Source organism: Saccharospirillum sp. ABV4_185, from assembly GCF_056159245.1.
Window position 1 is genome coordinate 162,751 of sequence record NZ_JBSWUW010000002.1, and the last position, 25,330, is coordinate 188,080.

Here is a 25,330-nt window from a genome sequence, read left to right on the forward strand (position 1 = left end):
CTTAAACGATGACCAGAGGCTAAACACTATGACCACACCATCCCCCATCTTGATTCTCGGCAAACAGGCCAAAACCGGCGCGCGCGTCGATACGTTGTTGCGCGACAGTGGCATCGCCACGCGTGCGGTGTCGCGCTCCACCGAACCGAGCTTCGACTGGTATCAGTCCAACACCTGGCCGGCCGTGCTGGCTGGCGTAAAACAGGTCTATATGACCTTTCAGCCGGATCTGGCAATCCCGGAAGCCAAGTCCATCGTGACGGCCTTTTTCGAGGCGGCGAAACAGGCCGGCGTGCAACATCTGGTGTTGCTGTCCGGCCGTGGCGAAGACGGCGCCGAGCGCGCCGAACAGGTGCTGATCAACAGCGGCTTGCGCTGGAACGTGGTGCGGGCGTCCTGGTTTGCACAGAACTTCAGCGAGAGCTTTCTGACGCCCTCGGTAATGAGTGGCGAAGTGGCTTTGCCGGTGGGCGATGTGCTGGAGCCGTTCGTCGATTGCGACGACATCGCGGAAGTGGCCGTAGCGGCGTTAACTCAACCGGAACTGACGAATCGACTGTTCGAAGTCACCGGCCCGGAATTGCTGACCTTTGCTGATTGTGTCGCTCAGATCGCCAAAGCGACCGGCCGCGACATCCGTTTCCAATCGGTACCGATTGACGGCTATCTGGGTTATTTGCAGGAACTGGGTTTGAGCGAGGCGGAGCTGTGGTTGTTGCGCGAGTTGTTCACGCAAGTGTTGGATGGCCGCAACAGTCATCTGACGTCGGGCGTCAGCGACGCCTTGGGTCGCCCGCCGCGTCGCTTTGCTGACTATGTGGCCAAGGCCCAGCGCAACGGTGCCTGGGGTTGAACGTCGATGGACGACAGGAGAGACAACCCATGAAATGGCCAAGTTTGATTCAGTTGGTGTTGTGGGTCAGCGGCGGCGTAGCGCTGGTGATCGGCGGCGCCATCCTGCTATCACCGGTGAGTTTTTATCAGTCGTATCAGATCGTGCTGCCGGATTCCGTTGAATTGCGCAGCGAGCTCAGAGCCACCGCCAGTCTGTTGCTGCTGGCGGCGATGGTGATGTTGGCCGGCGCCCTGAGCGCCGCGCATCGAGCCCTGGCGCTGTGGGTTGCCATCGGGTTCTACGGCGCCTTTGTGTTCGGTCGGATGATCAGCGCGCTGTTCGATGGCGCACCGGCCGCCGCGCTGACGGCCGCCTGGGCCGTCGAACTGGGGCTGCTGACATTGAACCTGATGGTGGCAGTGATCGCCGTGCGCCGCGCCGCGACACCACCTCAGCCGCGCACGTAACCGGGCGCGACGAACGGCATCTTGCTGACCGTCATCGGCAGTTGCTTACCGCGCACTTCGGCGAACACCGCGGTGTCGAGTGCGCTGTAAGCCGCGTCGAGATAACCCATGGCGACCGGGGCTTCGATGCTCGGGCCAAAGGTGCCGCTGGTGACGATGCCGATCTTGGCGCCGTCGGCATTAAACAGCTCGGTGCCTTCGCGCACCGGCGCGCGGCCTTCACCGACTAGGCCAACGCGTTTTCGCGCCGCATCTTTGCGGTCGATCTGGCCGAGGATGACGTCGGCACCGGGAAAACCGCCAGGGCGTTCGCCGTCGCTGCGGCGGGCTTTGGAAATCGCCCAGATCAGGCTGGCTTCGGCCGGTGTGGTGGTGGTGTCGATGTCGTGACCGTACAGGCACAAACCGCCTTCCAGACGCAGCGAATCGCGCGCGCCCAAACCGATGGGTTCAACTTCCGGTTCCGCCAACAAGGTGCGCACCAGGGCTTCGGCCGAATCCGCCGGTATGGAAATTTCATAGCCGTCTTCGCCGGTGTAACCACTGCGGGACACAAAGCAGTCGATGCCATCGATCGCCAGCGGCTGGTTATCCATAAATACCAGCTCGCTCACCGCCGGTTGGAAACGGGCCAGCACATCCACGGCTTTCGGGCCTTGCAACGCAACCAAGGCGCGGTCAGCCAATTCGGTGACGGTGATATCGGCGGGCAGGTTGGCGCGCAGGTGGGCGATGTCGTCGGCTTTGCAGGCGGCGTTAACCACCAGGTAAAGGCCATCGCCCTGATTGGTGATCATCAGATCATCGAGAATGCCGCCCTCGGCGTTGGTGAACAGCGCGTAACGTTGGCGACCTTCCGGCAGATCGATGACATCGACCGGCACCAGTTGTTCAAGCGCAGCGGCGACATTGGGCCCGGACAGTTTTACCTGACCCATATGGGAGACATCGAACAACCCTGCCTGGGTGCGGGTATGCAAGTGCTCACCTTTCACGCCGAGCGGGAACTGTACCGGCATCGAATAACCGGCGAAAGGCACCATGCGCGCACCCAGTTCGATGTGCAGGTCGGTCAGCGGGGTATGGTTCAGGTTGTCCGGGCTGGCGCTCATGGGCGTCTCCATTGGCAGGCGGTTGGGCCGCAGTGCGGCGCGAATCTGGGCGCGATGATGCAACAAACCGCGTATGTTTCCAATAGGAAACACGGGAAAACCGAACGCCCTGAGTTTCTGTTAGCATGCTGGGCGAATCGTCTTTCGGCAAATTAAGGAGTCTTCTATGCGCATTTTATTTACCGGCGGCAGCGGCAAAGCCGGACGTCACGCCACCGCTTATTTGCGTGATCAGGGCCATCGCATCACCAATCTGGACTGGGCCGATTCCGATGTGCCCGGCATTAAAACGCTGAAGATTGATCTGACCGACGCCGGCCAGGTGTTCAATGCCTGCCAGGCTTACGCCGACTTTGACGAACTGGAACCAGGCACCGGGGTGCCGCGTTACGATGCTATTGTGCACTTCGCCGCCATTCCGGCCATCTTATTTCGGCCCGATAACGAAACTTACCGCATCAATACACTGAGCACTTATAACATCCTTGATGCGGCCACCAAGCTAGGCATTCCCAAGGTGATTTTTGCGTCCAGCGAAACCACCTACGGTGTTTGTTTTGCCGATGGTTTAAAACAACCGGAATACTTGCCGGTCGATGAAGAGCACCCGACGGTGCCGCATGACAGCTACGCCATGAGCAAGGTGGTTAATGAAGTGACCGCTCGTTCGTTCCAGGCGCGCACCGGTATCGACATCTATGGCCTGCGCATTAACAACGTGATTGAGCCGCACGAATACCAAGAGAATTTTCCGGCCTTTTTAAAAAATCCGGCGCTGCGTCGGCGCAATATTTTTGCCTACATTGATGCGCGCGATCTGGGTCAGATGGTGGATTGCTGTCTGAAAACCGATGGTTTGGGTTACGAGGTTTTTAATGTATCCAACGATGATCTGTCGGTGGGTTTGAGTAATCCCGAAGTCATTGAACAGTTTTATCCGGGCGTGCCTATCAAAGCGCAGATGGGTGAATGGGAAACTTTCTACAGCAATAAAAAGGCGCGTCGCCTGCTCGGCTTCGCGCCACAATATTCCTGGCGGGATGTGCTCGACGCCGACTGAAATCAGTCGGCGATAAAGCCCGGGAAACCGCGCAGATAAGTCATAAAGGTGTCGCTGATGCCTTCACCCTCAAGTTGCTGCGCAGCGATGGGTAAAGCCGGTACTGAGTAGTCGGCATCGGCTTTAACCCGCTTGGGAAAATCGTGCGCCATAACGCCGGCCTTGCCGATAGCGACATAGTCGGCGCCGGCTTCCAACGCTGTCCGAGCATCGGCTGCGGACATGATTTTCCCGGCGACGCCGAGCTTGATTTCACCGCGCGGCAGCTCGGTAAACAGCGACATTAACGTCTTACCCGCAAAGTGTTCATCTTCCGGTTGCTTAGTGAAATCCCACAGCGATAAATCCAGATAATCCAAGGCATCGCTGGCCAGTAACTGACGCGCGACTTCGATCATATCCGGCAGCTCCAGACCAAAACGTTCAGTGGAAATGCGCACGCCAATTTGAAAATCCGGTCGGCAGGCCGCACGGATGCCATCGAGAATAGCGAATAACAGACGGGCACGATTTTCCAGCGAGCCGCCCCAGCGATCAGCGCGCTGATTGTATTGCGCCGACAAAAACTGGGTGAGAATGTAGCCATGGCCACCGTGAATCTGCACACCGTCAAAACCGGCTTGTTCCGCGCGTTGGGCAGCGCTGACAAAATCCTCCACCAACTGCTCGACTTCCGCATCGCTCAGCGCCCGGCCGCCGGTTTCACCGTGAGCGGACGGGCCGACTTTATCGGTCACGCCATCAAAGGCTCGGATGCCGGCATGGTGCAGTTGCAGCGATGACACCGCGCCGGCGTCGCGCAGGCCATCGGCCAGGCGAGCGAGGCCGGGCAGGTGCTCATCGCTGAAACAACCCAGTTGGCCGGGAAAGCCCTGGCCGCCCGGCTGAACATGGCTGGCGCAACTGGTGACCAGGCCAAAACCGCCCTCGGCGCGCATCGTCAGCCAGCGGTATTCATCCTCTGCCAGGGTGCCATCGGCGTGACTTTGGGTATTGGTCAGCGGTGCCAGCACCAGGCGGTTGGCGGCAGCCGGGCCACGTTTGAAGGTGAGCGGGGCGAACAGATCTGAAGCAGAATTCATCACGAAACCTCAATGCTTAAAACAACAAAAACCATGAGTGCGACATTGCTCATGTAATAATTTCAGTTACGTGAAATAGGGGTGATCAGCAGTAATGCAACGGCTGCTTGAGATGTAATTGCTGACGCAGCCGTCGAGCGGCGGCGTCGACCAGAATATTCAGCACGGCGGTGGCGATCAGCAGCACCAGGGCGCGGTCGAACCGGAACTCGGAAAAGGCGGAATCGATAAAGAAGCCGAGCGTGGGAATGCCCAGCATGCCGAGGATGGCGGTTTCGCGAATCACCGTTTCAAAACGGTAGAGGGTGAAGGCCAGAAACAATCGATACTGGCGCGGCAGCACTTCAAAGAAATAGCGATTCAGGCCACGGGCGGCGTCATCGCGCAACACCAGGCTGCGACTGTATTGCCCGACCAGGTGGCCAACAATGGCGCCATTGTGCAGCCCCAGCGCTAATACAGCGGGCAGCATGGACGGGCCAAGCAGAATCAAGGCAATAAAGGCCAGCAGATATTCCGGCAGCGAGCGAAACACGATTAGCACCAGCTGGCCCAGGCCGCGACTGGCGCGGTTGCCAAACAACGGCGAGACCGCTGGAAAGCTGAGCAGGCCGATAAATCCCATCAGCAACAGCGCCAGCATTGCCAACACTAAGGTATTACCGAGGCCAGGGGCGATCTGGTCGAGCCATAATTCTTGCAACCAGGGCAGCAGATTTTCCGGCTGACCGGCGCGCAAGGGCGCCGGCACGATGTCATGCGTTAAGAAGCGCAGCATCAGGCTGGGGTTAACATTGGCAGTCAGTGGCAAGGCAAGCAGCGATGCCAGCGCCAGAATGGGCAGGGAACGGGCGCGACTCCACAGCGGTAAGGACGCAATCAGCACCAGCAAGGCGTAAAAATAGACCGCGCCTTCGGCGTAAAAACCCTGGCGTAATAAGGATTCCAGGTGGTAGCCCAGCGTCGGCAAACCGATAAAACCGAGCACCGCCGAGGAACGCAAACCGCACTCCAGTCGATAGCGCGTATAGGCCACCAGATGCGGCCAGGCTTGGGGGAGGGTGGTGAATAATAAGCGCGATAACGCCGTGGTATTAATGGGTAATGCCTGGGCCGGACTGGGATCAACTTCCTCGAATATTTCGCCATAGACCTTGGCAAAAATACCGGCGTAGGGCACGGCAATCGCCAGCACACCGGCGGCGCTGCTGAGGCCCAATAATTGAATAAACAGCAGTGCCCAGAACAGTTCGTGCACGGCGCGAATCGATGCTGCTAATACCCGCACCGCGGGCCAGCGATACAGCAGTGCCAAGCCGAAACCCGCCATCGCGCCCAGAGCGACGCCCTGAAGCGCGAAACTCAGAGTGTTGATAATGGCGGTGATCAAGGTACGGCTGTCGGGCCAGGCTGGTTGCAGCAAACCCAACGCTAATTGCGACAGTTCGCGGCCGGGGTTCAGGGTTTGGATGCTGAAATCGGCCCAGGGCAAACACAGCAGCGCCAGCAGTACTATCAGGCCGGTGGTGCGCACCATGGCGCGCGCAGAACTGATTGGTGCTGTGGCTGTCATGCGGCGCTGGGGTAGAGTTGGGCGAGGTCGGCGGTGCGCAAGTCGGCGGCCGGGGCGTCGATGATAATGCGGCCATCTTTCAAACCGATAATGCGCTGACAATGGGTCAGGGCCTGGTCAATATTGTGCAGTGCCAACACCACGGTTTCATGCTGTGAGTTGATCAATCTCAGTAAGTCGTCGGCCTGGTGTTCATCGACGGCCGACACCGGTTCGTCGCCCAAAAACACCGGCCGTTGTTGGTACAGGGCGCGGCCTAAATTGACCCGACTTTGCTGACCGCCCGACAAGCGATCGACCGATTGCAGCAAGCGGTCACCCAGTCCCAAACGCTGCGCCAGTTCACCCAGTTCGGCACGGCGCAGCGGCGCCGGCCAGAGTAAATTGCGCAGATTATAGAGCGTCGAATAACGGTCCAGCCGACCCATATAGAGGTTGTGAAACACCGTCAGCAAGGGCACCAGTCCGCTTTGCTGCGGGCACCAGGCCACCTGTTGCGGCTGTTGCTGGCGCAGCGCGCGCAGCAAGGTGGTCTTGCCGCTGCCGGATTCGCCGAGCAGAGCGACGCGCTCACCCGCGTCGATACGCACATCGAGGTCGCGCAGAATAGTGCGGCCTTCAAGCCGCAGTTCGCTTTGCCGGATGGCAAAGAGGGGCGCCACTGTATTCACTCGGCGTCCATCAAACCGATGCTGACGGCGGTGTCTTCAATGGGCGCATAGTCGGCGTTGCTGGCCGGCACGAAACCCGAACGCGGGAAGGCCGCGAGCAGGGTCGGGTCGGTCATATTCAGCAGCGCCTGTTTAACGCTATCGGTAAAGCCGTCACCAAAGCGGGCATCGGCATCGCCGCGAATGGTCCACTGATAATCCGGGTAGGTCGGGCTTTCCCAGATCACCTGGACCGCATCGGTATCGATGTTGCCAGCTTCAACCGCAGCATCCCAGACGGCGTAATTCAGCACGCCCAGTTCATAAGCGCCGGATTCGACCAAAGCGATGGTGCGCGAGTGATCGCCAGAAAATCCGACCCGACTGAAGACTTCTTCCGGTGCGGCATCGAAGGCTTCACGTAGAAAATACTCGGGCATTAATCGACCGGAGGTGGAACCTTTGGAACCGAAGGTGAAACTCAGACCGCGCAGGGAATCATCGAGGTTATCCAGCGGTGCCAGGCCGGTGCTGGTGTTGGCAATCAGATAACTTTTAAAAGCGGTGTCTTCAGCGCCCTGGGCAATGGCCTGACTGCCCGGAACCAGACGCCGTGCCTGCACACCGGTCAAACCACCAAACCAGGCCAACTGCACCTGATCATTGCGGAAAGCCGATACCGCCGCCGCGTAGCTCTTCACGGGAATGTATTCGACATCGACGCCGAGTTCGGCTTCTAGGTAGTTGGCAACCTGGCCGAAGCGTTCGGTCAGTTGGCGTTCGTCCTGGTCAGGAATGGCGGTAAAGACAAAGCTGTCGGCCTGAGCGAAACCGGCGGCCAACGCCAGTATGAGTCCTTGCAAAGCAATGGGAGCACGCATGAAAGATCCTTAGAGTCGGCGAAATTAGTTTGCATAAATGGCGCGGCAGTATACCAGACTGAGGCGATCGGTCCTTGCTTTGATCTATCGCAAGGTGATGGTCATACCAACTGGTTAAATTAAGCTAACTGCCAAGGAAATCAGGAGAAAACAAGATGGAAATGCTGCTGTACGGACTCGCCTTTTTACCCATTTTACTGGCCGGTATTTTGCTGGTCGGCTTTCACTGGCCAGCGTCGCGCGCCATGCCCGTGGTGTTGGTGGTCGCCATCATCATGGCGCTGGTTGCCTGGCAGATGCCGGCCATCCGTGTGCTGGCATCGGTACTGCAAGGCTTAATGCTGACTGCTGGTATTTTATGGATCATCTTCGGCGCGCTGTTCTTGCTGAACAGTCTGAAGGTATCGGGTGCCTTAACCGCTATCCGAGCCGGGTTTTCGCATATCAGCCCCGACCGCCGTATTCAGGTGATCATCGTCGCCTGGTTGTTCGGCTGCTTTTTGGAAGGCGCTTCCGGTTTCGGCACCACCGCCGCCATTGCCGCGCCCTTATTAGTCGCGCTCGGTTTTCCGGCCTTGGCGGCCGTGGTGATGGGCATGATGATTCAGTCGACTCCGGTGTCTTTCGGTGCGGTGGGAACACCGATCGTGGTCGGTGTCAGTGGTGGTCTCGATAAAGCCGGTATTACTGAAGCATTGCTGGCATCGGGCAGCAGCTGGAATGAATTTTATCGGCTGATGGTGTCCGAAATTGCCATCACCCACGGTGTTGTTGGCACCTTGATGCCGTTGCTGATGTGCCTGATGTTGACCCGCTTTTTCGGTGCCAAAAAATCCTGGCGCGAAGGTTTGGCCGTGGCACCTTTTGCGCTCTTTGCCGGCGCGGCCTTTACCCTGCCTTATATGGCTGCAGGGGTGTTTCTCGGTCCGGAGTTTCCGTCCATGATTGGCGCTCTGGTCGGCCTCGCCATCGTTGTGCCAGCAGCGCAACACGGCTTTTTGATGCCCAAAGAAGGCTGGGATTTCGCACCCGCCGAGCAATGGCCTGCCACCTGGCTGGGCACCGTTAAGATCAATCTCGATGACCTGACTCACCACAAACCCATGCCCTTGGTGTTGGCCTGGGTGCCTTATCTGGTTCTGGCGCTGGCCTTGGTGATCACTCGCGCCATTGAGCCGATCAAAGACTTCTGCATCAGCTTTCTATCGCTGCACTGGAATGACATTCTCGGCCAGGCCGGTGTCAGCGGTTACATCGAACCGCTGTATTTGCCCGGCGGCATTATGGTCTTGGTGGTATTGATCACCGCCTTGGTGCAGCGCATTAAACCGAGCGAATTACGCACTGCTCTGGGTGAATCCACTCATACGCTGATGGGCGCTGGTTTCGTGCTGGTGTTTACCATTCCCATGGTGCGCATTCTGATTAACTCCGGCGTCAATGCGGCTGATTTGCCATCCATGCCCAGGGCTATGGCTGAGCTGGTGGAAGTCTCAGTCGGGGCGGTCTATCCGTTCTTTACCGCCACCGTCGGCGCGCTGGGTGCTTTTATTGCCGGCTCCAATACTTTGTCGAACCTGATGCTGTCGGATTTTCAGTTCAATACCGCTCAACTGCTGGGTGTTTCCGGGGCCATGATGGTGGCCAGTCAGGCGGTGGGTGCGGCAGCTGGCAATATGATTGCCATCCACAATGTGGTTGCCGCCTCAGCCACCGTGGGTTTGCTGGGCCAGGAAGGCCGTACCCTGCGCCTGACCATTTTGCCGACGCTCTATTATTTGGTGGCGACCGGCTTGATTACCGTGATTATGGTCTATGGCCTGGGCATATCAGACCCGACCATGGCTTAAAAACTGGCTTGGAATGGCCTGGATGTTGAACGCGTGTTTCTTCGCTATATTGCCAGCTTCAGTTTGCAGAACAGCAAAAGGCAGGGAGTGGTTCATGAAATTGACAGTAGTACAGGCCGCCATTGCGGGCCTGGTGTCGATGTTAGCCATCGGGGTTGTGCAAGCGGTGGATTGGACCGAGCCGCCGACTGATGGCTCGGTCAGTCTGGAAGCTGGTTTTTTGCCGGATCCTTATGTGGTGGTGTTGACCGCTGGAGGCGAGTTTGCCGCCAGTGAGGCCCACCAGAGTTGTTCCGGTTATATCAGTAACGCCCCGGACATTGATCTGAACTACAGCGCTGGCAGTCAGACGCTGAGTTTGTATGTCGATTCGGACGCCGATACCACCCTGGTGGTCTTTGACCCAGACGGCAACTGGCATTGCAGCGATGACTACGCCAGTGACAGCGCCGGTACCAACCCGGGCGTGGTGTTATCCAGCCCCGCCTCGGGTAACTACAACATCTGGATCGGCACTTACCTGGTTGGTGAATCCGCGGCCGCTGAGTTGAAAATCTCGGAAGCACAACCGGTCTGGGACGAGATCAGCGACCCCTGAAGATGTAAGCCTTGAAAACGACTCAGCCGAGCAGAGTCCAACTGAGTAAAACAATAGCGGCGGCCGTCCACAGGTAGGTGATGACGGCGCCCCAGAAGCGCAATAATTTCACCGCCCCAATCATGCCCAGTGCATGCATAACGCGACCCAGCGTAAAGCCCAAAACCAGAATCGCCAGTGCCCTATCCGCCGCCAGCTGCAGCGATAGCGCCAACACCAGCAAGGCGAACAATGGCATGTATTCAACACCGTTGGCGTGAGCCCGGATGGCGCGTTGCAATGCCGGCTGATCACCATCGCCGCTGGAAATTTTAAAGCGACGACGCACCAGTGACACATTGAAAGCAAGCGTAAACAGCAAGAGGGCGTTGGCGGCGATGAACAAACTGAACCAATAAAAAGACATGGTAATTTCCGAGTGATAAACCGGAAGCGATTGTAGAGAAGCCAGCCAGCGCTGGCTAATGGGGATGTCGCAGCTGTTCGATCACATAGCCGGCGAGCGCCTCACTGGCGGGGCCTCGGCCATCGCGTTTTTCCATGAGCACCTGATAGTCGCCCAGCGGTGGCAAGCCTGAAGCTTCGTCGAGCACGCACAGCGGCGCCTTGACCATGTTGCGGGGCAGTGGAGCTACCGCCAGATCGGCCATTACGGCGGCCACCTGACCGGCGCAGTTCTCACTGTTGTAGGCGACACGGTAATCGCGACCGGCGTTATCAAGCGCATCGACGGCCTTGGTGCGCCAGCAGCAGCCATGCCTGGCCAGTGCCACCGGCAACACAGCACGCTGTTGAGCAACCCCGCCTTTGCGGCCGGCCCAGACCAGCTCTTCGCTGTGCACCGCTTCGCCACGCGCCGGATCCTGGCCGTCGTTACCGGCGGTGAGCAACACAATATCCAACTCGCCAGCATCCAGCCGCGCCAGCAGATCCCGGCTGCTGCCAACGATGACATCCACCTGAACCGCTGGATGGGAGCGGCCAAATTGCGCCAGTACGGCTGGCAGCACTCTGGTGCCGACGTCATCGGGCGTCCCGAAACGCACCTGTCCTTCCAGGCTGGGTGCCAGAAACTGCGCCACCGCTTCTTCGTTCAATTTGAGCAAACGACGCCCAAAACTGAGTAGGATCTCGCCCTCCGGCGTCAACCGAACCTGACGCGCATCGCGCACGAACAGCGCCTTACCCAGCATTTCTTCCAAACGCTTGATCTGCATGCTGAGCGCACCGGGGGTGCGAAACACCTGACGCGCCGCGCGGGTGAAGCTGCCGGTTTCGGCAATGGCGACAAAGGTGCGCACCAGATCGGTGTCGAGCAGCGGCAGAGGCGCTTGTAAGGATTCGGCGGCAGTGGCTTCGGTCATCGTTTAGATTTCCTAAACATTGGGTGTAGTTTTTTTAGTTTGTCTGAATTTAGATGTCAAGCGATGCTGACTCTCGTGGTCGCGACCCACAGCACTTAAACCCTAATCGCCTGGCTTGATAAAGCCGGCAAGAGAGGTCGCTATGTCGATGAATTCAGTTTGCAACACCACCCTGGAACACCACGCGGATCATCTGGATCGTCCCGCCTGGTGGGAAAAAATTCACACGCTTCTGGTTGCCTGGCAGCGCCGTCGGCGTATCGCGCGCTTATTGGACTACGACGATCATCTGCTGGAAGACATGGGCCATCGACGTTCTGATTTGCTCGAAGCCCTGGCCTTGCCAATAGCGGCCGATGCGCAGCTATTGTTATCGCAGCGTAAAGAGGAGCGCCGTCGTACCGGCTGAGGCTGCAGCCGGTTGAACCAGTGTGCGACACTGGGTGCCGTTTTTTTTCAGGAGTCTGTTTGATGAAACGCATCCTGGTACGCGGCACTTTAAGCATTCTGCCGCTGGCTATTTCTATCTGGTTGTTCTGGTCGATTGCGGTAACGCTCGACAAAATTGGCAAGGCGCTGTTGGGCCTGTTCGGTCTCGATTCACTCTGGCCCGGTGTCGGCCTGGCGCTGATGGTGGGCATCGTACTGGCCGTTGGAACGGCGTTGAGTATTCGTCCTTTCTACTGGATGTTCCGGCAGTTTGAGCAACAGTTGATGCGTACGCCGGTGCTGAAAACCATCTACGGGGCGGTCAAGGATGTGGCGACCCTGATCAATCAGAACGAAAAAGAACCCCGGCGCCGGCAAACCGTCCTGATTAAACAAGGCAGTGGTTACACCGTCGGTTTTGTCACCAGCGACCGGCTGCCCATGCCGCTGGCCAGAGCCATGCCGGACCAGGACGAAGACGATCCCTGGGTGCCGGTGCTGATTCAGATCAGCTATCAGGTGGCGGGTCTGACCGTGCTGGCGCGACGCTCGGAACTGATTGAAGTGGATTGGACCTTCGACGAAGCCCTGGCCTTTATGGTCACCGCCGGCATCAATCGCAGCACGGCCGCTTAATTCTGGCGGTCAGGCGCGATACTCAAAACCGCCACTGCCCAGCAGAAAGCTGATGGCGGCACCGATCAAGGCGAGAATAAATAAGGCCGGTATGGCGGCAATGGCCCACTTGACCATAAAGACGACCATCGACAAAAACGGCATACGAATGTTGGTGACGGTCACTTCGGTGGGGTGGCGATCGGACATAAATCACTCCTTAGGTTAAGCATAAAAAAAGCAAGGCGGGAATTGAGCCTTGCTTTAGCTTTGAACGGATAAGGGTTCGATTGCAACAACTCCGGCGCGGTGGCCGGAGTGAAAACAATCACAGCTGCGATTGCATGTAGCGTTCCAGACCGATCATTTTGATCAGTCGCAGTTGCTGTTCGAGGTAATAGGCGTGGTCCATCTCGGTGTCGTCGAGCAGCGTCACCAGCATATCGCGGGTGACATAATCCTGTTCGGCTTCGCACAGTTTGATGGTGTCTTTTAAGGCGTCTTTTACTTCGATTTCCAGATCGAGATCGGCTTGCAACATGGCCGGCACGTCTTCGCCAATGCGAATCGGCGCCCGCGTTTTCATGTCCGGTTTGCCTTCTAAAAACAGCATCCGTTCGATCAACTTGGTGGCGTGGCCGCGCTCGTCATCGAACTCGTGGTCTATGCGTTCGTAGAGTTTGTTCAAACCCCAGTCGCGATACATCTGCGAATGCAGGAAATACTGATCCATGGCCGCCAGTTCGTTCGACAGCAGCATGTTCAGAGCGTCGATGATGTTTGCCTTGCCTTTCATGATCAGTCCTCGTCGTTCATCTGCGCTTGCAGGTAGACTTCGATACCCATGGCGCCGATCTGATATTGCTGGGTTTCCACCCAGTCCAGCTGTTCTTCTTCGTCTTCCAGAATTTCGCTCAGCAGATCGCGGCTGACGAATTCCTGGTTTTGTTCGCACACTTCAATGGCTTCGCGCAGTTGCGCGATGGCTTCGATCTGAAAATCGTGATCGGCCTGCAACATTTCTTCGGTGTGTTCACCGATCATCAATCGATTCAGTTTTTGCAGATTGGGCAGACCTTCCAGAAACAGGATGCGTTCGATCAGTTCATCAGCCTGCTTCATGTCTTTGATGGATTTTTTGTAGTTGGCTTCGTTAAGCCGCTCCAGGCCCCAGTTTTTGTACATGCGGGCGTGCAGGAAATAGTGGTTGATCGCCGTCAGTTCGGTGGTCAACACCTTGTTCAGTTGTTCGATGATGCGGCTATCGCCTTTCACGATGGTCGCCTCCGGTTGGTATGAAGTTGGCCGCAGTATAGCGATGTCGATCAGCGTTTTGGTAGGTTGGAGGGTTAAAACTTTTTACATTTTGTTACAGATGGGAAGGGATGTCTTTTGCGAAAGGAAGCAAGGTTGGTTTGCAATCGATGCTGATTTGCATCAACGCTTAAAAGCTAACTTCTTTGTTACCTTAAAGGTGCACAATAGTCAGCTTGATAACTGGGTTTTGAGTACTGAGGAATCGCTATGCAGATCGGTCAAATTTGGCGGTCTTGTCGTCAATCAGGGTTTTTGGGTGTGTTTTTGGTACTGGTCACCTGGGCAACAACGGCATTGGCCCAACCGCTGTTGCCCTTTCCACAGCATCAGACTTATGCCGCAGGTAGTTTACAACCATCGCGTTGGAGTCAGGCGCAACAGGATCGTCATGTGCTTGAGTTTTACCGCCAGTGGAAGGCGGATTATCTGGTCGCCGTGCACAGCGACGATGGTCTGCCTCAGTACCGAGTCAGCTTTGGTTCGCAAAATCCTGGCCGTACCGTTTCCGAAGGGCAGGGTTATGGCATGTTGATTGTCGCTTTGATGGCGGGCGCTGATCCTGAGGCACGCTCGCTGTTCGATGGCCTCTGGCGCTTTGCCCGTGCCTGGCCCAGCGATATCGATTCGCGGCTGATGGGCTGGCAGATTCCCATTGATGAAGAAGAGGGTAACGACAGCGCTTTTGATGGCGATGCCGATATTGCCTACGCCCTTTTGTTGGCTTCGCGCCAGTGGCCGGATGGCGACTATCTGGCGGCGGCCAAGGAGGTGCTGGACGGCTTGCTTGCCAGTGCTGTTGGCCCGGACAGCGATCTGCCCACCTTTGGTGATTGGGTAGAGCCGGACGGCGAGGAATACAACCAATGGGGCACCCGCACCTCGGATTTTATGCCCGCTCATTTTCGCGCTTTTGCTGCCGTGACCGACGAACCGCGCTGGCTTGATGTCCGCGACCGCGTTTTGGAGGTGGCGCTGGCGCTGCAACAACAAGAAGCACCGCGCAGTGGTCTGTTGCCGGATTTTGCAGTCGTTGATCAGCACGGCCAGGTCTATGCGTCACCGCCGAATTATCTGGAAACCAGTTACGACGGCCACTACTTTTTTAATGCCGGGCGGGACCCCTGGCGCTTGGGAACCGAAGCCTTGCTCAGTGGCGAGCCGCGTGCCCGACAACTGGCTGCCGGCATTGCTGGTGGCATGCGTCGCATCACCGATGCGGATCCTGCACAGATGCAATCCGGTTATTTGCTCAGTGGTCTGCCGATTCCCTATGAAACCGAAAACAGCAGCTTCTTTATGGCACCGGTCGGTGTTGGCGCCATGCTGTTGGCAGACGGTCAGGATTGGTTGGACGATCTGTATCAAGCGGTTTACCAGCGCCACCAGGATTACTACGAAGACAGCGTCACCTTGCTCTGCCTGTTGGTAATGACCGGTAACTATTGGGACCCGGTCACTGCCACTCAGTAATTGTTGGTGTTATGAATTTGACGGAGCAGAGGCAGTCGTCTTAATGAATACCGAACCATTGCTTCGCTGGCTTGAACAGGATTCAGCGCGCATGGCGGCTTTGCATGTTGCCGCCGAGCTGAATCTGCCGGACTGGTGTCTGGCCGCTGGCTTTGTACGCAATCTGGTTTGGGACCGGTTGCACGCTTATCAGCGCGCCACGCCCTTAACCGATCTGGATTTAATTTATTTCGACGCGACTCATACCGATGAACAGCACGACCGAGCATTGGAAGTTCGCTTAAAGGCTGATCAGGAAGCACCCTGGTCGGTGAAAAATCAGGCCCGGATGCATCGTCGCAATGGCGATGCGCCTTACCGTTCAACCGCCGATGCCATGAGTTATTGGGTGGAAGTGGAGACCGCCGTCGGCGTGCGCCTGAATGACACTGGCGAGATCGAGTTGATCGCGCCCTTAGGGCTGGATTCGCTGATGAATGGTTATCTCAGCCTGAATCCCAAGCGGCCCAAGCCGGAAGTCTTTGCGCAACGTCAAGCGGAAAAATTCTGGTTAACGACCTGGCCGCAGTTGAAGGTTCGAATTTAAACCAGCGCCAACAGCAACAGCACAATGGCGATCAATAAACTGACTCTGAGTTCGTACTGAGCGGTGTGTGCCAACAAGGCATTGAGTTCACTGCCCCGATAGCGGCGCAGTTGATGATCCAGCTGCCAGGCCCAGTACAAGCTGGGTAGTAAGGCTACGGGCACTAACAGCGGTAAATGGCTGAGCCCGGCGGCCACCAACGCCAGTACCAAGGGGCTGACTAAGGCGGCCCTGTACAACCAATGGGCGCCTTTGGGTCCGAGCCGAACCGCCAGGGTGATTTTGCCGCTGCGACGATCGGTATCGATATCGCGGATGTTATTGACCATCAAAATAGCGCAGCAGGGTAAGCCGACCATCAAACCGACCCAGAGACTGGCGATGTGCCATTGTTCGGCTTGCAGCCAGTAGCAGCCGATCACCGCCACCAGGCCAAAGAAAATCAGCACCGCCACTTCACCCAAACCATGGTTGGCCAGCGGCCAGGGACCGGCGGAATAAGCCAGAGCGGCGATGATGGAGGCCATCCCCGCCAGCGTCAGTGGCCAGCCGCCGGCGATAACCAAGGGTGTTCCCGTCAGCAAACAAAACGACAGACAAACCCACAGCGCGCGGCGCATATGCGCAGGCGAAATCAGCCCGCTCTGGGTGACGCGGGTCGGTCCGAGTCGCTCGCCGGTGTCGACACCGCTTTCGGCGTCGAACAGATCGTTGGCCAGGTTGACCAGAATTTGTAATCCCAGCGCGCAGAGCAGCGCCAACAACGCCAGTGTCGGGTTGAAGTGGCCGTGATAAATGGCCAGGGCGACCGCCGCTATGATGGGCGCAACGGCCGCTGGCAAGGTGCGCGGCCGCGCCGCCAGTAACCAGGGATTGGTACGATCTTTGGTTTGGACCGTCATGCCGAAGGATTCCTCACGGAGATTTATGCCGCCATGCTAACGCAAAACCGCTGTCGTCGGCTGACCTGGCTCAAGCTCTGGTGCAATGCGTGCGGCGACCTGAGGCGGCGTCTTTGTTATGATGCCGGTTTTTGATGGATGCCTTTATGACACAGTCTCCCAGCCAGCAACAACTCGATACAGTGCCCACCTTGCCCGCTGAAGCACGCTACGATTTTCTAGTGCGTTCGGTATTGGCAAATGAACAGGTCTGGACACTGCGTGGTGACGACGGCACGGTGCTGATGTCCTGCGATGGCGATGACTGTTTGCCGATCTGGCCGCATGCCGAATTTGCCCAGCAGTGGGCCAGTGGTGACTGGGCCGATTGCCAACCCTTAGCCATTGATCTGGCGGCCTGGCTGGAACGCTGGTTGCCCGGATTACAGGAAGACGGTTTGGCGCTGGCGGTATTCCCCGGCAAAAAAGAAGAAGGCATTGTCCTGGAACCGCTGGAGTTTCTTGAGCTGCTGTCTGCCGGTCAGGATTAAGCGGGCGCGCTGTGTCGCCATCGCCCGAGGTAAAGCGCCGAGTCGATAACACGGGCGTCGCCATCGCTGTCATCCTGGCGACCGGTTTTTTCCTCGCCCTGGGCGATGCGGTGATCAAGGGCATCAGCACGCACTTTACGCTGTGGCAGATTTTCACCCTGCGTTCGCTGTTGGTATTACCCGTTTTGGCGGTGGCGTTGCGTTGGCGTACCAAAGCCCTGGCGTTGTGGCCCAAGCGGCCGGGATGGACCCTGGTGCGCAGCGCCTTGCTCAGCGCCATGTGGATCGCCTATTACACCTCGCTGCTCTACGTTGAGCTGTCGATTGCCTCGGCGGTTTATTATTCCTCGCCCATCTTTATAACGCTCTTTGCCGCCTTGTTGCTCGGCGATAACGTTGGTCGCGCCGGTTGGTTTGCTGTTGTGCTGGGCGCTGTTGGTGTCTTGTTGATCCTGCAGCCGACTGCCTCGGCTCTTAACCTCTATAGCTTGCTGCCCTTGGCCTCGGCACTGGCCTATGCCCTGGCGATGATACTGACGCGTGCGCAATGCGCCGACGAAGAACCGCTGCTGTTGTCGATCTGGCTGAATCTGGTGATGTTGTTGCTCGGCATCGGTTTCAGCCTTGTACTGAGCCAGACTTCACCCGCTTCCCTGAGCGCAGCGCACGCTTTTTTGTTCGGTGCCTGGGGTGCCATGGATGTGCTGCAGTGGGCGGCCATGGCCTTGCTGGCGGTCGCCATTATTGTTGGCAGTGTTGGTGCGGCGGTGGCTTATCAATTGGGCCGCCCGACCACCGTTGCCACCTTCGATTTTGCCTATGTCGCCTTTGCCACCGCCTGGGGTGCGCTGCTGTTTCACGAAGTGCCTGGACCGATCGCGAGTGTGGGAATCGTGCTGATCGCAGCGGCTGGTTTGCTCGCAGTGCGCAGCCGTGGTGTCGAATCAAGCTGAGGTTTGTTCTGTTCGCTTAATCCGGTCCGTTTCTGTCCCAATGCCTCGCTAAACTGCCTCGCTCTGTTCACCAAAAGTGAGGCTCACTATGCAAACAGCAGTGTTTATTGCCACCAGCCTGGACGGTTATATCGCCCGACCCGATGGCGCTCTGGATTGGTTATTGCGACCGGAGTATTCGCCTGATGGGGAAGACTTCGGCTACGCCGATTTTATCGCCACCGTCAGCTGTGTGGTCATGGGGCGGCACACCTTCGAGCAGGTGCTGAGCTTTGACGACTGGTTTTATCACGGCAAGCGCGTCGTGGTGATCTCACGCAGCAAAGCAGCGGTGCCCGAAGGCTTTGCGCATGATGCCGAAAGTTTTGTCGGCTCGCTGGATGACCTGATGCAGCAGTTGCAGGAGCAGGGCGAAACGCGGCTGTACGTCGATGGCGGCCAGTTGATTCAGTCCTGTCTCAGTGTCGACTTAATTGACGAAATGATCATCACCCGGGTGCCGGTGTTGCTCGGTTCCGGACGGCCACTCTTTGGCGCCTTGCCCGCCGACCGAAAGTTCCAGCATCAGCACACCCAGGCTTACGCCAACGGTCTGGTGCAGTCGCATTATCGACGGCGTTAGCCGTCGCCGAGTTTCTGAGCCAGCCATTTGCAGGCGCTGTTTTGTTGTGACTCCAGCTGTCGGTGCGCCAGCAGAGATGCCACTGGCCGGCCATTCAGTTCAATCCTTGCTGCTGATCAGGCGTTGGCGGGCTTGGCGGCCGTCTGTGCATCGCGATAGCGCACCCAGGCCACATAACCGAAGCCGGGCAGGTTCATCAGCACGCCATAGATCAGCGGCACCACGGCCAAGGCTGGTTGCTGCATCAGGCTGATGGCCACCAGCAAAGCAGTGCCTGCGTTTTGAATACCCACTTCGACTGCCAGCGTGCGGGTTTGTGCTACTGGCAGACGCAGTCGGGCGGCAATCCAGCCAGCGGCCAGCATGGCGACGCACGACAACAGCAGCACCGCCAGTGCCTGGGTCGGGTTCAGCAGCCGGGTCCAGTTGGTGATGATCAGGCCCAGCACCACCAGCAACATCAAGCCGGTGCCGATCCGTTTGCACCAGGGTTCCAGTTGATCCGCCAGTCGACCGGCCCAGTGGCGAATGGCCATGCCCAGCAACACCGGTACCAGGGTGACTGCCAGCAGTTGTTTGATGGTGGTGGCGATCGGTAATTGCAGGTCGACCCAGTCGCCACCCGCCTGAGCCAGGTAAAGACCAAACAACAGCGGCAGCGTGAAGGGCACCAGCAAGCTGCTGATGGCGGTCAGGCTGATGCTCAGCGCTACCTCGCCATGAGCGAGATAGGCAAACAGATTCGAGGTAGCGCCGCCGGGGCACAGCGACAGTAAAAACAGACCGGCGGCTGTGGCCCCATCCAGACGCAGCACGGCGATAACCACCAGCGCCAAGGCGGGCAGCAACAGCATCTGTAACGCCAAACCCAATAACGGCAGCGCCGGTGCTTGCAGCACCTTGATAAAATGCTGGCGGGTTAGACCCAGGCCCATCGCCAGCATAATGAAGGCGAGCACCAGTGGCAGAATGACTTGAGAAAGTGTGGCTGACATCAGTTACAGTCCTTGAGTTATGACAGCGTCAGGCTATACAAACTGGCCGCTACGACCTTGACCTACGGCAAGTGGCGCGATGGTTTTTGTATGGCAGGTTGCTGCCTGACGGTTTATGACAGTCAATAAATTGAGCGAGTTGTTATGTTGATGCAACGCAGCGGCGTTAATTATTTTGCACAAGCCTTGGCGTTTTTTTTTGCGTTGGCGCCGGGTCTGGTCCTGGCGGTAATCGGTGGGCTGGGTACGCTGCAAAGCCTGACGTTTTATGTATTCAGCTATGGTGTCGAGATGAGTCCGGCGGTGCTCGGTGCCACCAGTGTGACGCTGTTACTGCACCCTTTGCTGTTTATGTTGGGGTTTTACTTGAGCCACCGTGGTGGCCGCGTTTTGCTGGGCAAAAGCGCCTGGTTGACGGGAAAGCGCGGATCGCTGTTGTGGCCTGATTGGCGTTATGCGCTGGCGGTCTTGGTTGTTTATCTGCTGCTGATGGGCGTGCGGCTGCTGCTGTCCTGAGCCCGCCGGTCGATCAACGCGCCGGGTCGACCCAGTCGGTCGTGCTGTTGTTGCGGCGAAACCAGCCGGTGATGGAAAAGCGACTGCGATTGGCGGCCAGCACTTCGTGTGGAAATTCCTCGCTGAGAAAAATCACCATGGCGCCGAGGCTGGGTTGCAGTCTGGCCAGTTCGGAATCGTCTTGGTCGTAGAGCACGATCTCGCCGCCATTGGATGAATTCCAGTCTGGGTTCAGGTAGGTGACGGTGGTCAGCACCCGATTGGAACGGCCGCGAAACGCATCCAGATGCTTGCGATAAAAAGCGCCGCTGTCATAGCGGGCGTAATGGCACTCGTAGTCGAACAACCCCAGCAGCAAGCGCCGGTTCAGTTCCACCCGCAAGGCTTCGGTCGCCGCCAGATAGCGCTGTTGAGCGTCGGTGTTTCCGGTCAGCCAGCAGGTGGCATCGCGGCGAATCAACTCATTGGTGTGATGATCCTGGCGACGGCCAATACCCGCCTGGCGCCACTGCTCATCGGGCAGGCGGTGCAAATCCTGCAGCAGATCCAGCGCCAGACCCGATTCCACGCCCAGAGGCAAATAAACCCAACCGGGGCCGCGCAGGCGATCGGCGATCAGGTCGTAATCCCAGACGGGCTGGTCGGCAGGTTGGATGATCAAGGGCGTATCCTCATAAGGGACGGGCGAGCATAGCGGCCGATGACGGTGGGTAAAGCAAAACCTTTTGATCGTGACGATCATTATTGGAACGCCTTTCGACTCGAACAAAGCCCTTGAAAAGCGCCGGCAGGCCCCGAGATAGAGCGGTATAAATAGTTGACTGTTTTACTCGGGTATTTATAATTCGCGCCACTATTGAGGTTGCAACGATCTAAGTTGCAACCAAGGCGGAAATGGAGCCTGGACCCGCACGGGAGCCACCTTATGAGATTAACCACCAAAGGCCGCTACGCGGTCACCGCCATGCTTGACCTGGCGCTGAACCAGCATGCCGGCCCGATCAGCCTGTCCGATATCTCACAGCGACAGGATATTTCGCTGTCCTACCTGGAACAGCTGTTCTCCAAACTGCGTCGTCACGGGCTGGTGACCTCGGTGCGTGGACCGGGTGGAGGTTATCGTCTGGGTCGTCCCAGTGCCGACATCAGCGTCGCTGACGTGGTCGATGCGGTCAGTGAAAGCCTCGATGCCACCCGCTGTAAAGGCAAAACCGGCTGCCAGCAGGGCGAGGTCTGTTTAACGCATCATCTGTGGCAGGACCTCAGTTCCCAGATTCACGATTTTCTCGATGATATTTCCCTGGCCGATCTGGTCGCCCGGCGCGACATCCAATCGGTCAATCAACGTCAGAATTTGTATTTGCAGGAGAGCCAGGGCGAGGTGCCGGTGGACGAGGGCGCTAAGCGCCGGTCCAGCGAAGCGACCATTCTGGCGAGTCAGCTATGAATAACGCACCCATTTATTTTGATTACGCCGCCACCACGCCGGTTGATGAGCGAGTGGCGCAGAAGCTGATGCAGTTTTTGACCCGCGAAGGTCAGTACGGCAACCCGGCGTCGCGCTCCCACCTGCTTGGTTGGCTCGCGGAAGAAGCGGTGGAAGAAGCGCGCAATGAGCTGGCGGAGTTAATCGGAGCCGACAATCGCGAAATCGTCTGGACCAGCGGCGCCACCGAGAGCAACAACCTGGCGTTAAAAGGTGTGGCAGAAAATTTTGCGCCCGATGATTGCCATCTGATCGTCAGCGCTACCGAACACAAAGCCATTCTCGACCCAGCCGAATACCTGCGCAAACAAGGTTACGGTGTGACGGTATTGTCGCCCGATCGCGATGGCGTGATCAGTGCTGCAGCAGTCGCCGAGGCGCTACAGCCCAACACCCGGTTGGTTAGCATTATGGCGGCTAACAATGAAACCGGAGTGTTGAATCCGGTTGCTGAAATCGGTGCCCTGCTGGCCGAACGGGATATCTGGTTTCATATCGACGCCGCTCAGGCGGTGGGCAAAATTCCGGTCGATGTGACGGCCTGGCAGGCGACCTTGTTGTCAATTTCCGGCCATAAATTTTATGCGCCCAAAGGTGTCGGCGCGCTCTATGTGAAGCGTCGTTCGACACTGGAATTAAAAGCTCAGATTCACGGCGGTGGTCACGAACGAGGCATGCGTTCGGGAACGCTGGCGACCCATCAACTGGTCGCCATGGGTGAAGCCGCAAGAATTGCCAGAACCGAACTCGCTGAAGAAGCCGAACGCATCGGCGCCTTACGTGATCGGTTGTGGGCGGGCATCGCCGACCTCGGTGATGTGCACATCAATGGTGGCAATGCGCCGCGCACGCCCGGCCATTTAAATGTGGCCTTTGGTGGCGTCGATGGCGAAGCGCTGATGATGGCGCTGCGCCAATTGGCGGTCAGTACCGGTTCGGCCTGTACCTCCGCCAGCGTTGAACCGTCACATGTTTTAAAAGCCATGGGCCTGGCCGACAGCGTGGCCCACGGTTCGTTGCGTTTCAGCCTGGGACGCTACACAACCACTGCAGAAGTGGATCAGGCCATCGACAGTATTCGTGAAGCCGTGCCGGCGCTGCGTAAGCAGTCGTCGGTGGCTTCCTAAAAGGACGACCGTCCTCCAGGTGATAGACCATGAGTGAAAATATTGAGCAGTATCTGAAATCGGAATACGCCGCGGGTTGGACCACGGATGTTGAATCCTTGACGATTCCACCGGGCCTGAACGAAGACGTTATCCGGCTGATTTCGGCCAAGAAACAGGAACCTGAATGGATGCTCGAGTGGCGTCTACAGGCGTTTCGTGCCTGGCTGGAAATGGAAGAACCGAACTGGGCACACGTGAAATATCCCAAGCCGGATTTTCAGTCGTTGTCCTATTATTCCTCGCCCAAGAGCATGGAAGATCGGCCCAAGTCGCTCGATGAAGTCGATCCAGAATTACTGCGTACCTATGAGAAGCTGGGCATCCCTGTGCACGAGCAGGAAGTGTTGGCCGGTGTTGCCGTCGATATGGTGTTCGACTCGGTCTCCGTAGGCACCACCTTCCGCGAAAAGCTTAAAGATGCCGGGGTGATTTTCTGCTCCATCTCTGAAGCCATTCAGGAATACCCTGAGCTGGTGAAAAAATACCTCGGTTCAGTGGTGCCGCAGAAAGATAATTTCTATGCGGCGCTGAACTCGGCTGTGTTCTCCGATGGCAGCTTTGTCTACATTCCCAAAGGCGTGCGTTGCCCGATGGAATTGTCGACCTATTTCCGCATCAACGAAGCCAAAACCGGGCAGTTTGAGCGCACTCTGTTGATTGCCGATGAAGGCAGTCACGTCAGCTATCTGGAAGGTTGCACCGCGCCGATGCGTGATGAAAATCAACTGCACGCCGCTGTGGTTGAACTGGTCGCTCTGGATGATGCCGAGATTAAATATTCGACCGTGCAGAACTGGTACCCGGGTAATGAAAAAGGCGAGGGCGGTATTTTTAACTTCGTCACCAAGCGCGGTATGGCGCACAACCGCTCGAAAATCTCCTGGACTCAGGTGGAAACCGGTTCAGCGGTCACCTGGAAATACCCGTCCTGCATTTTGAAAGGCGACGACAGCATCGGTGAATTTTATTCGGTGGCGCTGACCTCGAATTATCAGCAGGCCGATACCGGCACCAAGATGATTCACCTGGGCAAAAACACCCGTTCGACCATCATCGCCAAAGGCATCAGCGCCAAGCGTTCGGAAAATGCTTATCGCGGTCTGGTGCGTATGAACCCGGGTGCAGAAGGCGCGCGTAACTACACTCAATGTGATTCGCTGTTGATCGGCGATCAGTGTGGCGCTCACACCTTCCCGTACATTGAATCGAAAAATCCGACGGCGGTGATCGAACACGAAGCGACGACCTCAAAAGTCAGCGACGACCAGCTGTTTTTATGCCAGCAAAGAGGCATCGATCCGGAGAAGGCGGTGTCGATGATCGTCAACGGTTTTTGCAAGGAAGTGTTCAAGGAATTACCGATGGAATTTGCGGTCGAGGCGGGCAAATTGCTGGAAGTCAGCCTCGAAGGCGCGGTGGGTTAAACGCACCGGAATTAATCAGCGGCCGGTCTGTAGTACCGGCGGTAAACGTACGGCAATCGTACCGATAAAGAGTTAAACGACGGATACCAACGCAATGCTTAAGATTGACAATCTCTCAGCCCAGATAGACGACAAAGCCATCTTGCGCGGTCTGAATCTGGACGTAAAAGCCGGCGAAGTTCACGCCATTATGGGCCCGAACGGCGCGGGAAAAAGTACGCTCGGCCATGTTCTGGCGGGTCGTGCTGGTTATGAAGTGACCGGCGGCAGCGCTGAATTCGATGGCCAGTCATTGTTTGATCTGGAGCCGGAAGAACGCGCTCAGGCGGGTCTGTTTCTGGCGTTCCAATATCCGGTCGAAATCCCCGGTGTTTCCAATATGGAATTTCTAAAAGCCAGTGTTGATGCGATCCGCCGCTCGCGCGGTCAGGAAGCCATGAGTTCGATGGACTTTATCAAGCTGGCGCGGGAGAAATGTCAGGCCGTGGATTTGCCGCAGGATTTCCTTAAGCGTGGCGTCAATGAAGGCTTTTCAGGCGGCGAGAAAAAGCGCAACGAACTGCTGCAGATGATGTTGCTGGAACCCAAGCTGTGCATTCTCGACGAAACCGATTCCGGTCTGGATATCGATGCCTTGCAAGTGGTTGCGAATGGTGTCAATGCGTTGCGCAGCCCTGATCGCGCCATGATTGTGGTGACCCATTATCAGCGTCTGCTTGACTACATCGTTCCCGATTACGTTCACGTTCTGGCCAAAGGCAAGATCGTCAAATCCGGTGGTCGTGAGCTGGCGCTGGAGCTGGAAAAGCAAGGCTACGGATGGATCGACGAGGAGGTAGCCTGA

General features: G+C 57.4%; 30 protein-coding genes. 17 read left to right on the top strand and 13 right to left on the bottom strand.

Going from position 1 to position 25,330, the window contains the following annotated elements; genetic code table 11:
* Positions 1-28 precede the first annotated feature (28 nt).
* The gene (locus ACXAE6_RS17905) at positions 29-853 is read left to right on the top strand and encodes a Rossmann-fold NAD(P)-binding domain-containing protein (RefSeq protein ID WP_475152411.1); all 825 of its coding nucleotides are present in this window, start codon (positions 29-31) and stop codon (positions 851-853) included.
* A 29-nt stretch (positions 854-882) separates the two neighbouring features.
* Positions 883-1,302, top strand: coding sequence for a DUF4345 family protein (locus ACXAE6_RS17910; RefSeq protein ID WP_475152417.1), 420 nt, complete (start codon positions 883-885; stop codon positions 1,300-1,302).
* Here ACXAE6_RS17910 and gcvT read toward each other — a convergent pair.
* Entirely contained in the window at positions 1,287-2,414 is a 1,128-nt protein-coding gene (gene gcvT, locus ACXAE6_RS17915) for a glycine cleavage system aminomethyltransferase GcvT (protein ID WP_475152419.1), read from the bottom strand. The genes ACXAE6_RS17910 and gcvT overlap by 16 nt on opposite strands.
* A 166-nt stretch (positions 2,415-2,580) precedes the next feature.
* Here gcvT and ACXAE6_RS17920 point away from each other — a divergent pair, with 166 nt between their 5' ends.
* A complete protein-coding gene (locus tag ACXAE6_RS17920) occupies positions 2,581-3,474 on the top strand; it encodes an NAD-dependent epimerase/dehydratase family protein (RefSeq protein WP_475152425.1) in 894 nt (297 codons plus the stop codon).
* Positions 3,475-3,476: 2 nt separating this feature from the next.
* Here the strand turns inward: ACXAE6_RS17920 and ACXAE6_RS17925 are convergent, their stop codons facing one another.
* From ACXAE6_RS17925 to ACXAE6_RS17940, 4 genes are all read right to left on the bottom strand, one after another.
* Positions 3,477-4,556 (bottom strand): NADH:flavin oxidoreductase, encoded by a 1,080-nt coding sequence (locus tag ACXAE6_RS17925; RefSeq protein WP_475152428.1) that lies wholly within the window; start codon positions 4,554-4,556, stop codon positions 3,477-3,479.
* Between the two features lie 85 nt (positions 4,557-4,641).
* Positions 4,642-6,129: a PhnE/PtxC family ABC transporter permease gene (locus tag ACXAE6_RS17930; protein WP_475152431.1), complete on the bottom strand. Its 1,488-nt coding sequence runs from the start codon at positions 6,127-6,129 to the stop codon at positions 4,642-4,644.
* Positions 6,126-6,800 carry an ATP-binding cassette domain-containing protein gene (locus ACXAE6_RS17935; protein WP_475152434.1) on the bottom strand — a complete coding sequence of 225 codons (675 nt, stop codon included), beginning with the start codon at positions 6,798-6,800 and terminating at the stop codon, positions 6,126-6,128. The genes ACXAE6_RS17930 and ACXAE6_RS17935 overlap by 4 nt, the downstream gene beginning before the upstream one ends.
* Positions 6,797-7,660, bottom strand: a complete 864-nt coding sequence (locus ACXAE6_RS17940; RefSeq protein ID WP_475152437.1) for a putative selenate ABC transporter substrate-binding protein — start codon at positions 7,658-7,660, stop codon at positions 6,797-6,799. Before ACXAE6_RS17940 ends, ACXAE6_RS17935 begins: the two co-directional genes overlap by 4 nt.
* A 155-nt stretch (positions 7,661-7,815) precedes the next feature.
* On the opposite strand from ACXAE6_RS17940, the gene ACXAE6_RS17945 reads away from it, so the two are divergent.
* Complete coding sequence (locus ACXAE6_RS17945) at positions 7,816-9,510, top strand: L-lactate permease (RefSeq protein WP_475152440.1); 1,695 nt, start codon at positions 7,816-7,818, stop codon at positions 9,508-9,510.
* A 94-nt stretch (positions 9,511-9,604) separates the two neighbouring features.
* The gene (locus tag ACXAE6_RS17950) at positions 9,605-10,108 is read left to right on the top strand and encodes a hypothetical protein (protein ID WP_475152443.1); all 504 of its coding nucleotides are present in this window, start codon (positions 9,605-9,607) and stop codon (positions 10,106-10,108) included.
* Between the two features lie 22 nt (positions 10,109-10,130).
* Here the strand turns inward: ACXAE6_RS17950 and ACXAE6_RS17955 are convergent, their stop codons facing one another.
* On the bottom strand, positions 10,131-10,514 hold the full coding sequence (locus tag ACXAE6_RS17955; RefSeq protein ID WP_475152446.1) for an MAPEG family protein: 384 nt from the start codon (positions 10,512-10,514) through the stop codon (positions 10,131-10,133).
* A gap of 55 nt (positions 10,515-10,569) precedes the next feature.
* Complete coding sequence (locus ACXAE6_RS17960) at positions 10,570-11,472, bottom strand: LysR substrate-binding domain-containing protein (protein ID WP_475152449.1); 903 nt, start codon at positions 11,470-11,472, stop codon at positions 10,570-10,572.
* A 142-nt stretch (positions 11,473-11,614) separates the two neighbouring features.
* Between ACXAE6_RS17960 and ACXAE6_RS17965 the strand changes: the two genes are divergently transcribed.
* Together ACXAE6_RS17965 and ACXAE6_RS17970 are read left to right on the top strand one after the other, a co-directional pair.
* Positions 11,615-11,881 (top strand): hypothetical protein, encoded by a 267-nt coding sequence (locus ACXAE6_RS17965; RefSeq protein ID WP_475152451.1) that lies wholly within the window; start codon positions 11,615-11,617, stop codon positions 11,879-11,881.
* Positions 11,882-11,943: 62 nt separating this feature from the next.
* Positions 11,944-12,537: a DUF502 domain-containing protein gene (locus ACXAE6_RS17970; protein WP_475152454.1), complete on the top strand. Its 594-nt coding sequence runs from the start codon at positions 11,944-11,946 to the stop codon at positions 12,535-12,537.
* 9 nt (positions 12,538-12,546) lie between these two features.
* Here the strand turns inward: ACXAE6_RS17970 and ACXAE6_RS17975 are convergent, their stop codons facing one another.
* The 3 genes from ACXAE6_RS17975 to bfr (ACXAE6_RS17985) all read right to left on the bottom strand — a co-directional run bounded on the left by ACXAE6_RS17975 (position 12,547) and on the right by bfr (ACXAE6_RS17985) (position 13,791).
* A complete protein-coding gene (locus ACXAE6_RS17975) occupies positions 12,547-12,726 on the bottom strand; it encodes a hypothetical protein (protein WP_475152456.1) in 180 nt (59 codons plus the stop codon).
* Positions 12,727-12,844: 118 nt separating this feature from the next.
* The gene (gene bfr / locus ACXAE6_RS17980) at positions 12,845-13,312 is read right to left on the bottom strand and encodes a bacterioferritin (protein WP_475152458.1); all 468 of its coding nucleotides are present in this window, start codon (positions 13,310-13,312) and stop codon (positions 12,845-12,847) included.
* Between the two features lie 2 nt (positions 13,313-13,314).
* Positions 13,315-13,791: a bacterioferritin gene (gene bfr, locus ACXAE6_RS17985; protein WP_475152460.1), complete on the bottom strand. Its 477-nt coding sequence runs from the start codon at positions 13,789-13,791 to the stop codon at positions 13,315-13,317.
* Between the two features lie 300 nt (positions 13,792-14,091).
* Here bfr (ACXAE6_RS17985) and ACXAE6_RS17990 point away from each other — a divergent pair, with 300 nt between their 5' ends.
* Positions 14,092-15,303, top strand: a complete 1,212-nt coding sequence (locus ACXAE6_RS17990; protein ID WP_475152464.1) for a family 8 glycosyl hydrolase — start codon at positions 14,092-14,094, stop codon at positions 15,301-15,303.
* Positions 15,304-15,346: 43 nt separating this feature from the next.
* Entirely contained in the window at positions 15,347-15,889 is a 543-nt protein-coding gene (locus ACXAE6_RS17995) for a nucleotidyltransferase family protein (RefSeq protein ID WP_475152470.1), read from the top strand.
* On the opposite strand, the gene ACXAE6_RS18000 is transcribed toward ACXAE6_RS17995, so the two are convergent.
* Positions 15,886-16,791, bottom strand: coding sequence for a 1,4-dihydroxy-2-naphthoate polyprenyltransferase (locus ACXAE6_RS18000; RefSeq protein WP_475152476.1), 906 nt, complete (start codon positions 16,789-16,791; stop codon positions 15,886-15,888). The two genes, ACXAE6_RS17995 and ACXAE6_RS18000, sit on opposite strands and share 4 nt — an antisense overlap.
* Before the next feature lie 146 nt (positions 16,792-16,937).
* Between ACXAE6_RS18000 and ACXAE6_RS18005 the strand changes: the two genes are divergently transcribed.
* The 3 genes from ACXAE6_RS18005 (at position 16,938) to ACXAE6_RS18015 (ending at position 18,896) form a co-directional block, all read left to right on the top strand.
* Positions 16,938-17,321, top strand: a complete 384-nt coding sequence (locus ACXAE6_RS18005) for a DUF2750 domain-containing protein (RefSeq protein WP_475152481.1) — start codon at positions 16,938-16,940, stop codon at positions 17,319-17,321.
* An 11-nt stretch (positions 17,322-17,332) separates the two neighbouring features.
* Complete coding sequence (locus ACXAE6_RS18010; protein ID WP_475152485.1) at positions 17,333-18,274, top strand: DMT family transporter; 942 nt, start codon at positions 17,333-17,335, stop codon at positions 18,272-18,274.
* 88 nt (positions 18,275-18,362) lie between these two features.
* On the top strand, positions 18,363-18,896 hold the full coding sequence (locus ACXAE6_RS18015; RefSeq protein WP_475152488.1) for a dihydrofolate reductase family protein: 534 nt from the start codon (positions 18,363-18,365) through the stop codon (positions 18,894-18,896).
* Between the two features lie 116 nt (positions 18,897-19,012).
* Here ACXAE6_RS18015 and ACXAE6_RS18020 read toward each other — a convergent pair whose 3' ends face one another.
* The gene (locus tag ACXAE6_RS18020) at positions 19,013-19,891 is read right to left on the bottom strand and encodes a bile acid:sodium symporter family protein (protein WP_475152493.1); all 879 of its coding nucleotides are present in this window, start codon (positions 19,889-19,891) and stop codon (positions 19,013-19,015) included.
* A 144-nt stretch (positions 19,892-20,035) separates the two neighbouring features.
* On the opposite strand from ACXAE6_RS18020, the gene ACXAE6_RS18025 reads away from it, so the two are divergent.
* Positions 20,036-20,407, top strand: a complete 372-nt coding sequence (locus ACXAE6_RS18025) for a hypothetical protein (protein WP_475152498.1) — start codon at positions 20,036-20,038, stop codon at positions 20,405-20,407.
* A gap of 13 nt (positions 20,408-20,420) precedes the next feature.
* Here the strand turns inward: ACXAE6_RS18025 and ACXAE6_RS18030 are convergent, their stop codons facing one another.
* Entirely contained in the window at positions 20,421-21,068 is a 648-nt protein-coding gene (locus ACXAE6_RS18030; RefSeq protein WP_475152501.1) for a 2OG-Fe(II) oxygenase, read from the bottom strand.
* Between the two features lie 264 nt (positions 21,069-21,332).
* Between ACXAE6_RS18030 and iscR the strand changes: the two genes are divergently transcribed.
* The 4 genes from iscR (at position 21,333) to sufC (ending at position 25,330) form a co-directional block, all read left to right on the top strand.
* Positions 21,333-21,854: a Fe-S cluster assembly transcriptional regulator IscR gene (iscR, locus tag ACXAE6_RS18035; RefSeq protein WP_475152506.1), complete on the top strand. Its 522-nt coding sequence runs from the start codon at positions 21,333-21,335 to the stop codon at positions 21,852-21,854.
* Complete coding sequence (locus tag ACXAE6_RS18040) at positions 21,851-23,020, top strand: aminotransferase class V-fold PLP-dependent enzyme (RefSeq protein WP_475152511.1); 1,170 nt, start codon at positions 21,851-21,853, stop codon at positions 23,018-23,020. The genes iscR and ACXAE6_RS18040 overlap by 4 nt, the downstream gene beginning before the upstream one ends.
* 29 nt (positions 23,021-23,049) lie before the next feature.
* Positions 23,050-24,486, top strand: coding sequence for a Fe-S cluster assembly protein SufB (gene sufB, locus ACXAE6_RS18045; protein ID WP_392805425.1), 1,437 nt, complete (start codon positions 23,050-23,052; stop codon positions 24,484-24,486).
* A 94-nt stretch (positions 24,487-24,580) separates the two neighbouring features.
* Complete coding sequence (gene sufC, locus ACXAE6_RS18050; RefSeq protein ID WP_475152514.1) at positions 24,581-25,330, top strand: Fe-S cluster assembly ATPase SufC; 750 nt, start codon at positions 24,581-24,583, stop codon at positions 25,328-25,330.

Bases quoted from the DNA above. Each gene is read 5' to 3' on its own strand.
- ACXAE6_RS17920 (WP_475152425.1), top strand. From the start codon at position 2,581: ATGCGCATTTTATTTACCGGCGGCAGCGGCAAAGCCGGACGTCACGCC.
- ACXAE6_RS17955 (WP_475152446.1), bottom strand. From the start codon at position 10,514: ATGTCTTTTTATTGGTTCAGTTTGTTCATCGCCGCCAACGCCCTCTTG.
- ACXAE6_RS18005 (WP_475152481.1), top strand. From the start codon at position 16,938: ATGACACAGTCTCCCAGCCAGCAACAACTCGATACAGTGCCCACCTTG.
- iscR (WP_475152506.1), top strand. From the start codon at position 21,333: ATGAGATTAACCACCAAAGGCCGCTACGCGGTCACCGCCATGCTTGAC.
- ACXAE6_RS17940 (WP_475152437.1), bottom strand. From the start codon at position 7,660: ATGCGTGCTCCCATTGCTTTGCAAGGACTCATACTGGCGTTGGCCGCC.
- sufC (WP_475152514.1), top strand. From the start codon at position 24,581: ATGCTTAAGATTGACAATCTCTCAGCCCAGATAGACGACAAAGCCATC.
- ACXAE6_RS17910 (WP_475152417.1), top strand. From the start codon at position 883: ATGAAATGGCCAAGTTTGATTCAGTTGGTGTTGTGGGTCAGCGGCGGC.
- gcvT (WP_475152419.1), bottom strand. From the start codon at position 2,414: ATGAGCGCCAGCCCGGACAACCTGAACCATACCCCGCTGACCGACCTG.
- ACXAE6_RS17995 (WP_475152470.1), top strand. From the start codon at position 15,347: ATGAATACCGAACCATTGCTTCGCTGGCTTGAACAGGATTCAGCGCGC.
- ACXAE6_RS17970 (WP_475152454.1), top strand. From the start codon at position 11,944: ATGAAACGCATCCTGGTACGCGGCACTTTAAGCATTCTGCCGCTGGCT.
- ACXAE6_RS17965 (WP_475152451.1), top strand. From the start codon at position 11,615: ATGTCGATGAATTCAGTTTGCAACACCACCCTGGAACACCACGCGGAT.
- ACXAE6_RS18015 (WP_475152488.1), top strand. From the start codon at position 18,363: ATGCAAACAGCAGTGTTTATTGCCACCAGCCTGGACGGTTATATCGCC.
- ACXAE6_RS17960 (WP_475152449.1), bottom strand. From the start codon at position 11,472: ATGACCGAAGCCACTGCCGCCGAATCCTTACAAGCGCCTCTGCCGCTG.
- ACXAE6_RS17925 (WP_475152428.1), bottom strand. From the start codon at position 4,556: ATGAATTCTGCTTCAGATCTGTTCGCCCCGCTCACCTTCAAACGTGGC.
- ACXAE6_RS17930 (WP_475152431.1), bottom strand. From the start codon at position 6,129: ATGACAGCCACAGCACCAATCAGTTCTGCGCGCGCCATGGTGCGCACC.
- ACXAE6_RS18000 (WP_475152476.1), bottom strand. From the start codon at position 16,791: ATGACGGTCCAAACCAAAGATCGTACCAATCCCTGGTTACTGGCGGCG.
- ACXAE6_RS17950 (WP_475152443.1), top strand. From the start codon at position 9,605: ATGAAATTGACAGTAGTACAGGCCGCCATTGCGGGCCTGGTGTCGATG.
- ACXAE6_RS17905 (WP_475152411.1), top strand. From the start codon at position 29: ATGACCACACCATCCCCCATCTTGATTCTCGGCAAACAGGCCAAAACC.
- sufB (WP_392805425.1), top strand. From the start codon at position 23,050: ATGAGTGAAAATATTGAGCAGTATCTGAAATCGGAATACGCCGCGGGT.
- ACXAE6_RS18020 (WP_475152493.1), bottom strand. From the start codon at position 19,891: ATGTCAGCCACACTTTCTCAAGTCATTCTGCCACTGGTGCTCGCCTTC.
- ACXAE6_RS18025 (WP_475152498.1), top strand. From the start codon at position 20,036: ATGTTGATGCAACGCAGCGGCGTTAATTATTTTGCACAAGCCTTGGCG.
- ACXAE6_RS17975 (WP_475152456.1), bottom strand. From the start codon at position 12,726: ATGTCCGATCGCCACCCCACCGAAGTGACCGTCACCAACATTCGTATG.
- ACXAE6_RS18040 (WP_475152511.1), top strand. From the start codon at position 21,851: ATGAATAACGCACCCATTTATTTTGATTACGCCGCCACCACGCCGGTT.
- ACXAE6_RS17945 (WP_475152440.1), top strand. From the start codon at position 7,816: ATGGAAATGCTGCTGTACGGACTCGCCTTTTTACCCATTTTACTGGCC.
- bfr (WP_475152458.1), bottom strand. From the start codon at position 13,312: ATGAAAGGCAAGGCAAACATCATCGACGCTCTGAACATGCTGCTGTCG.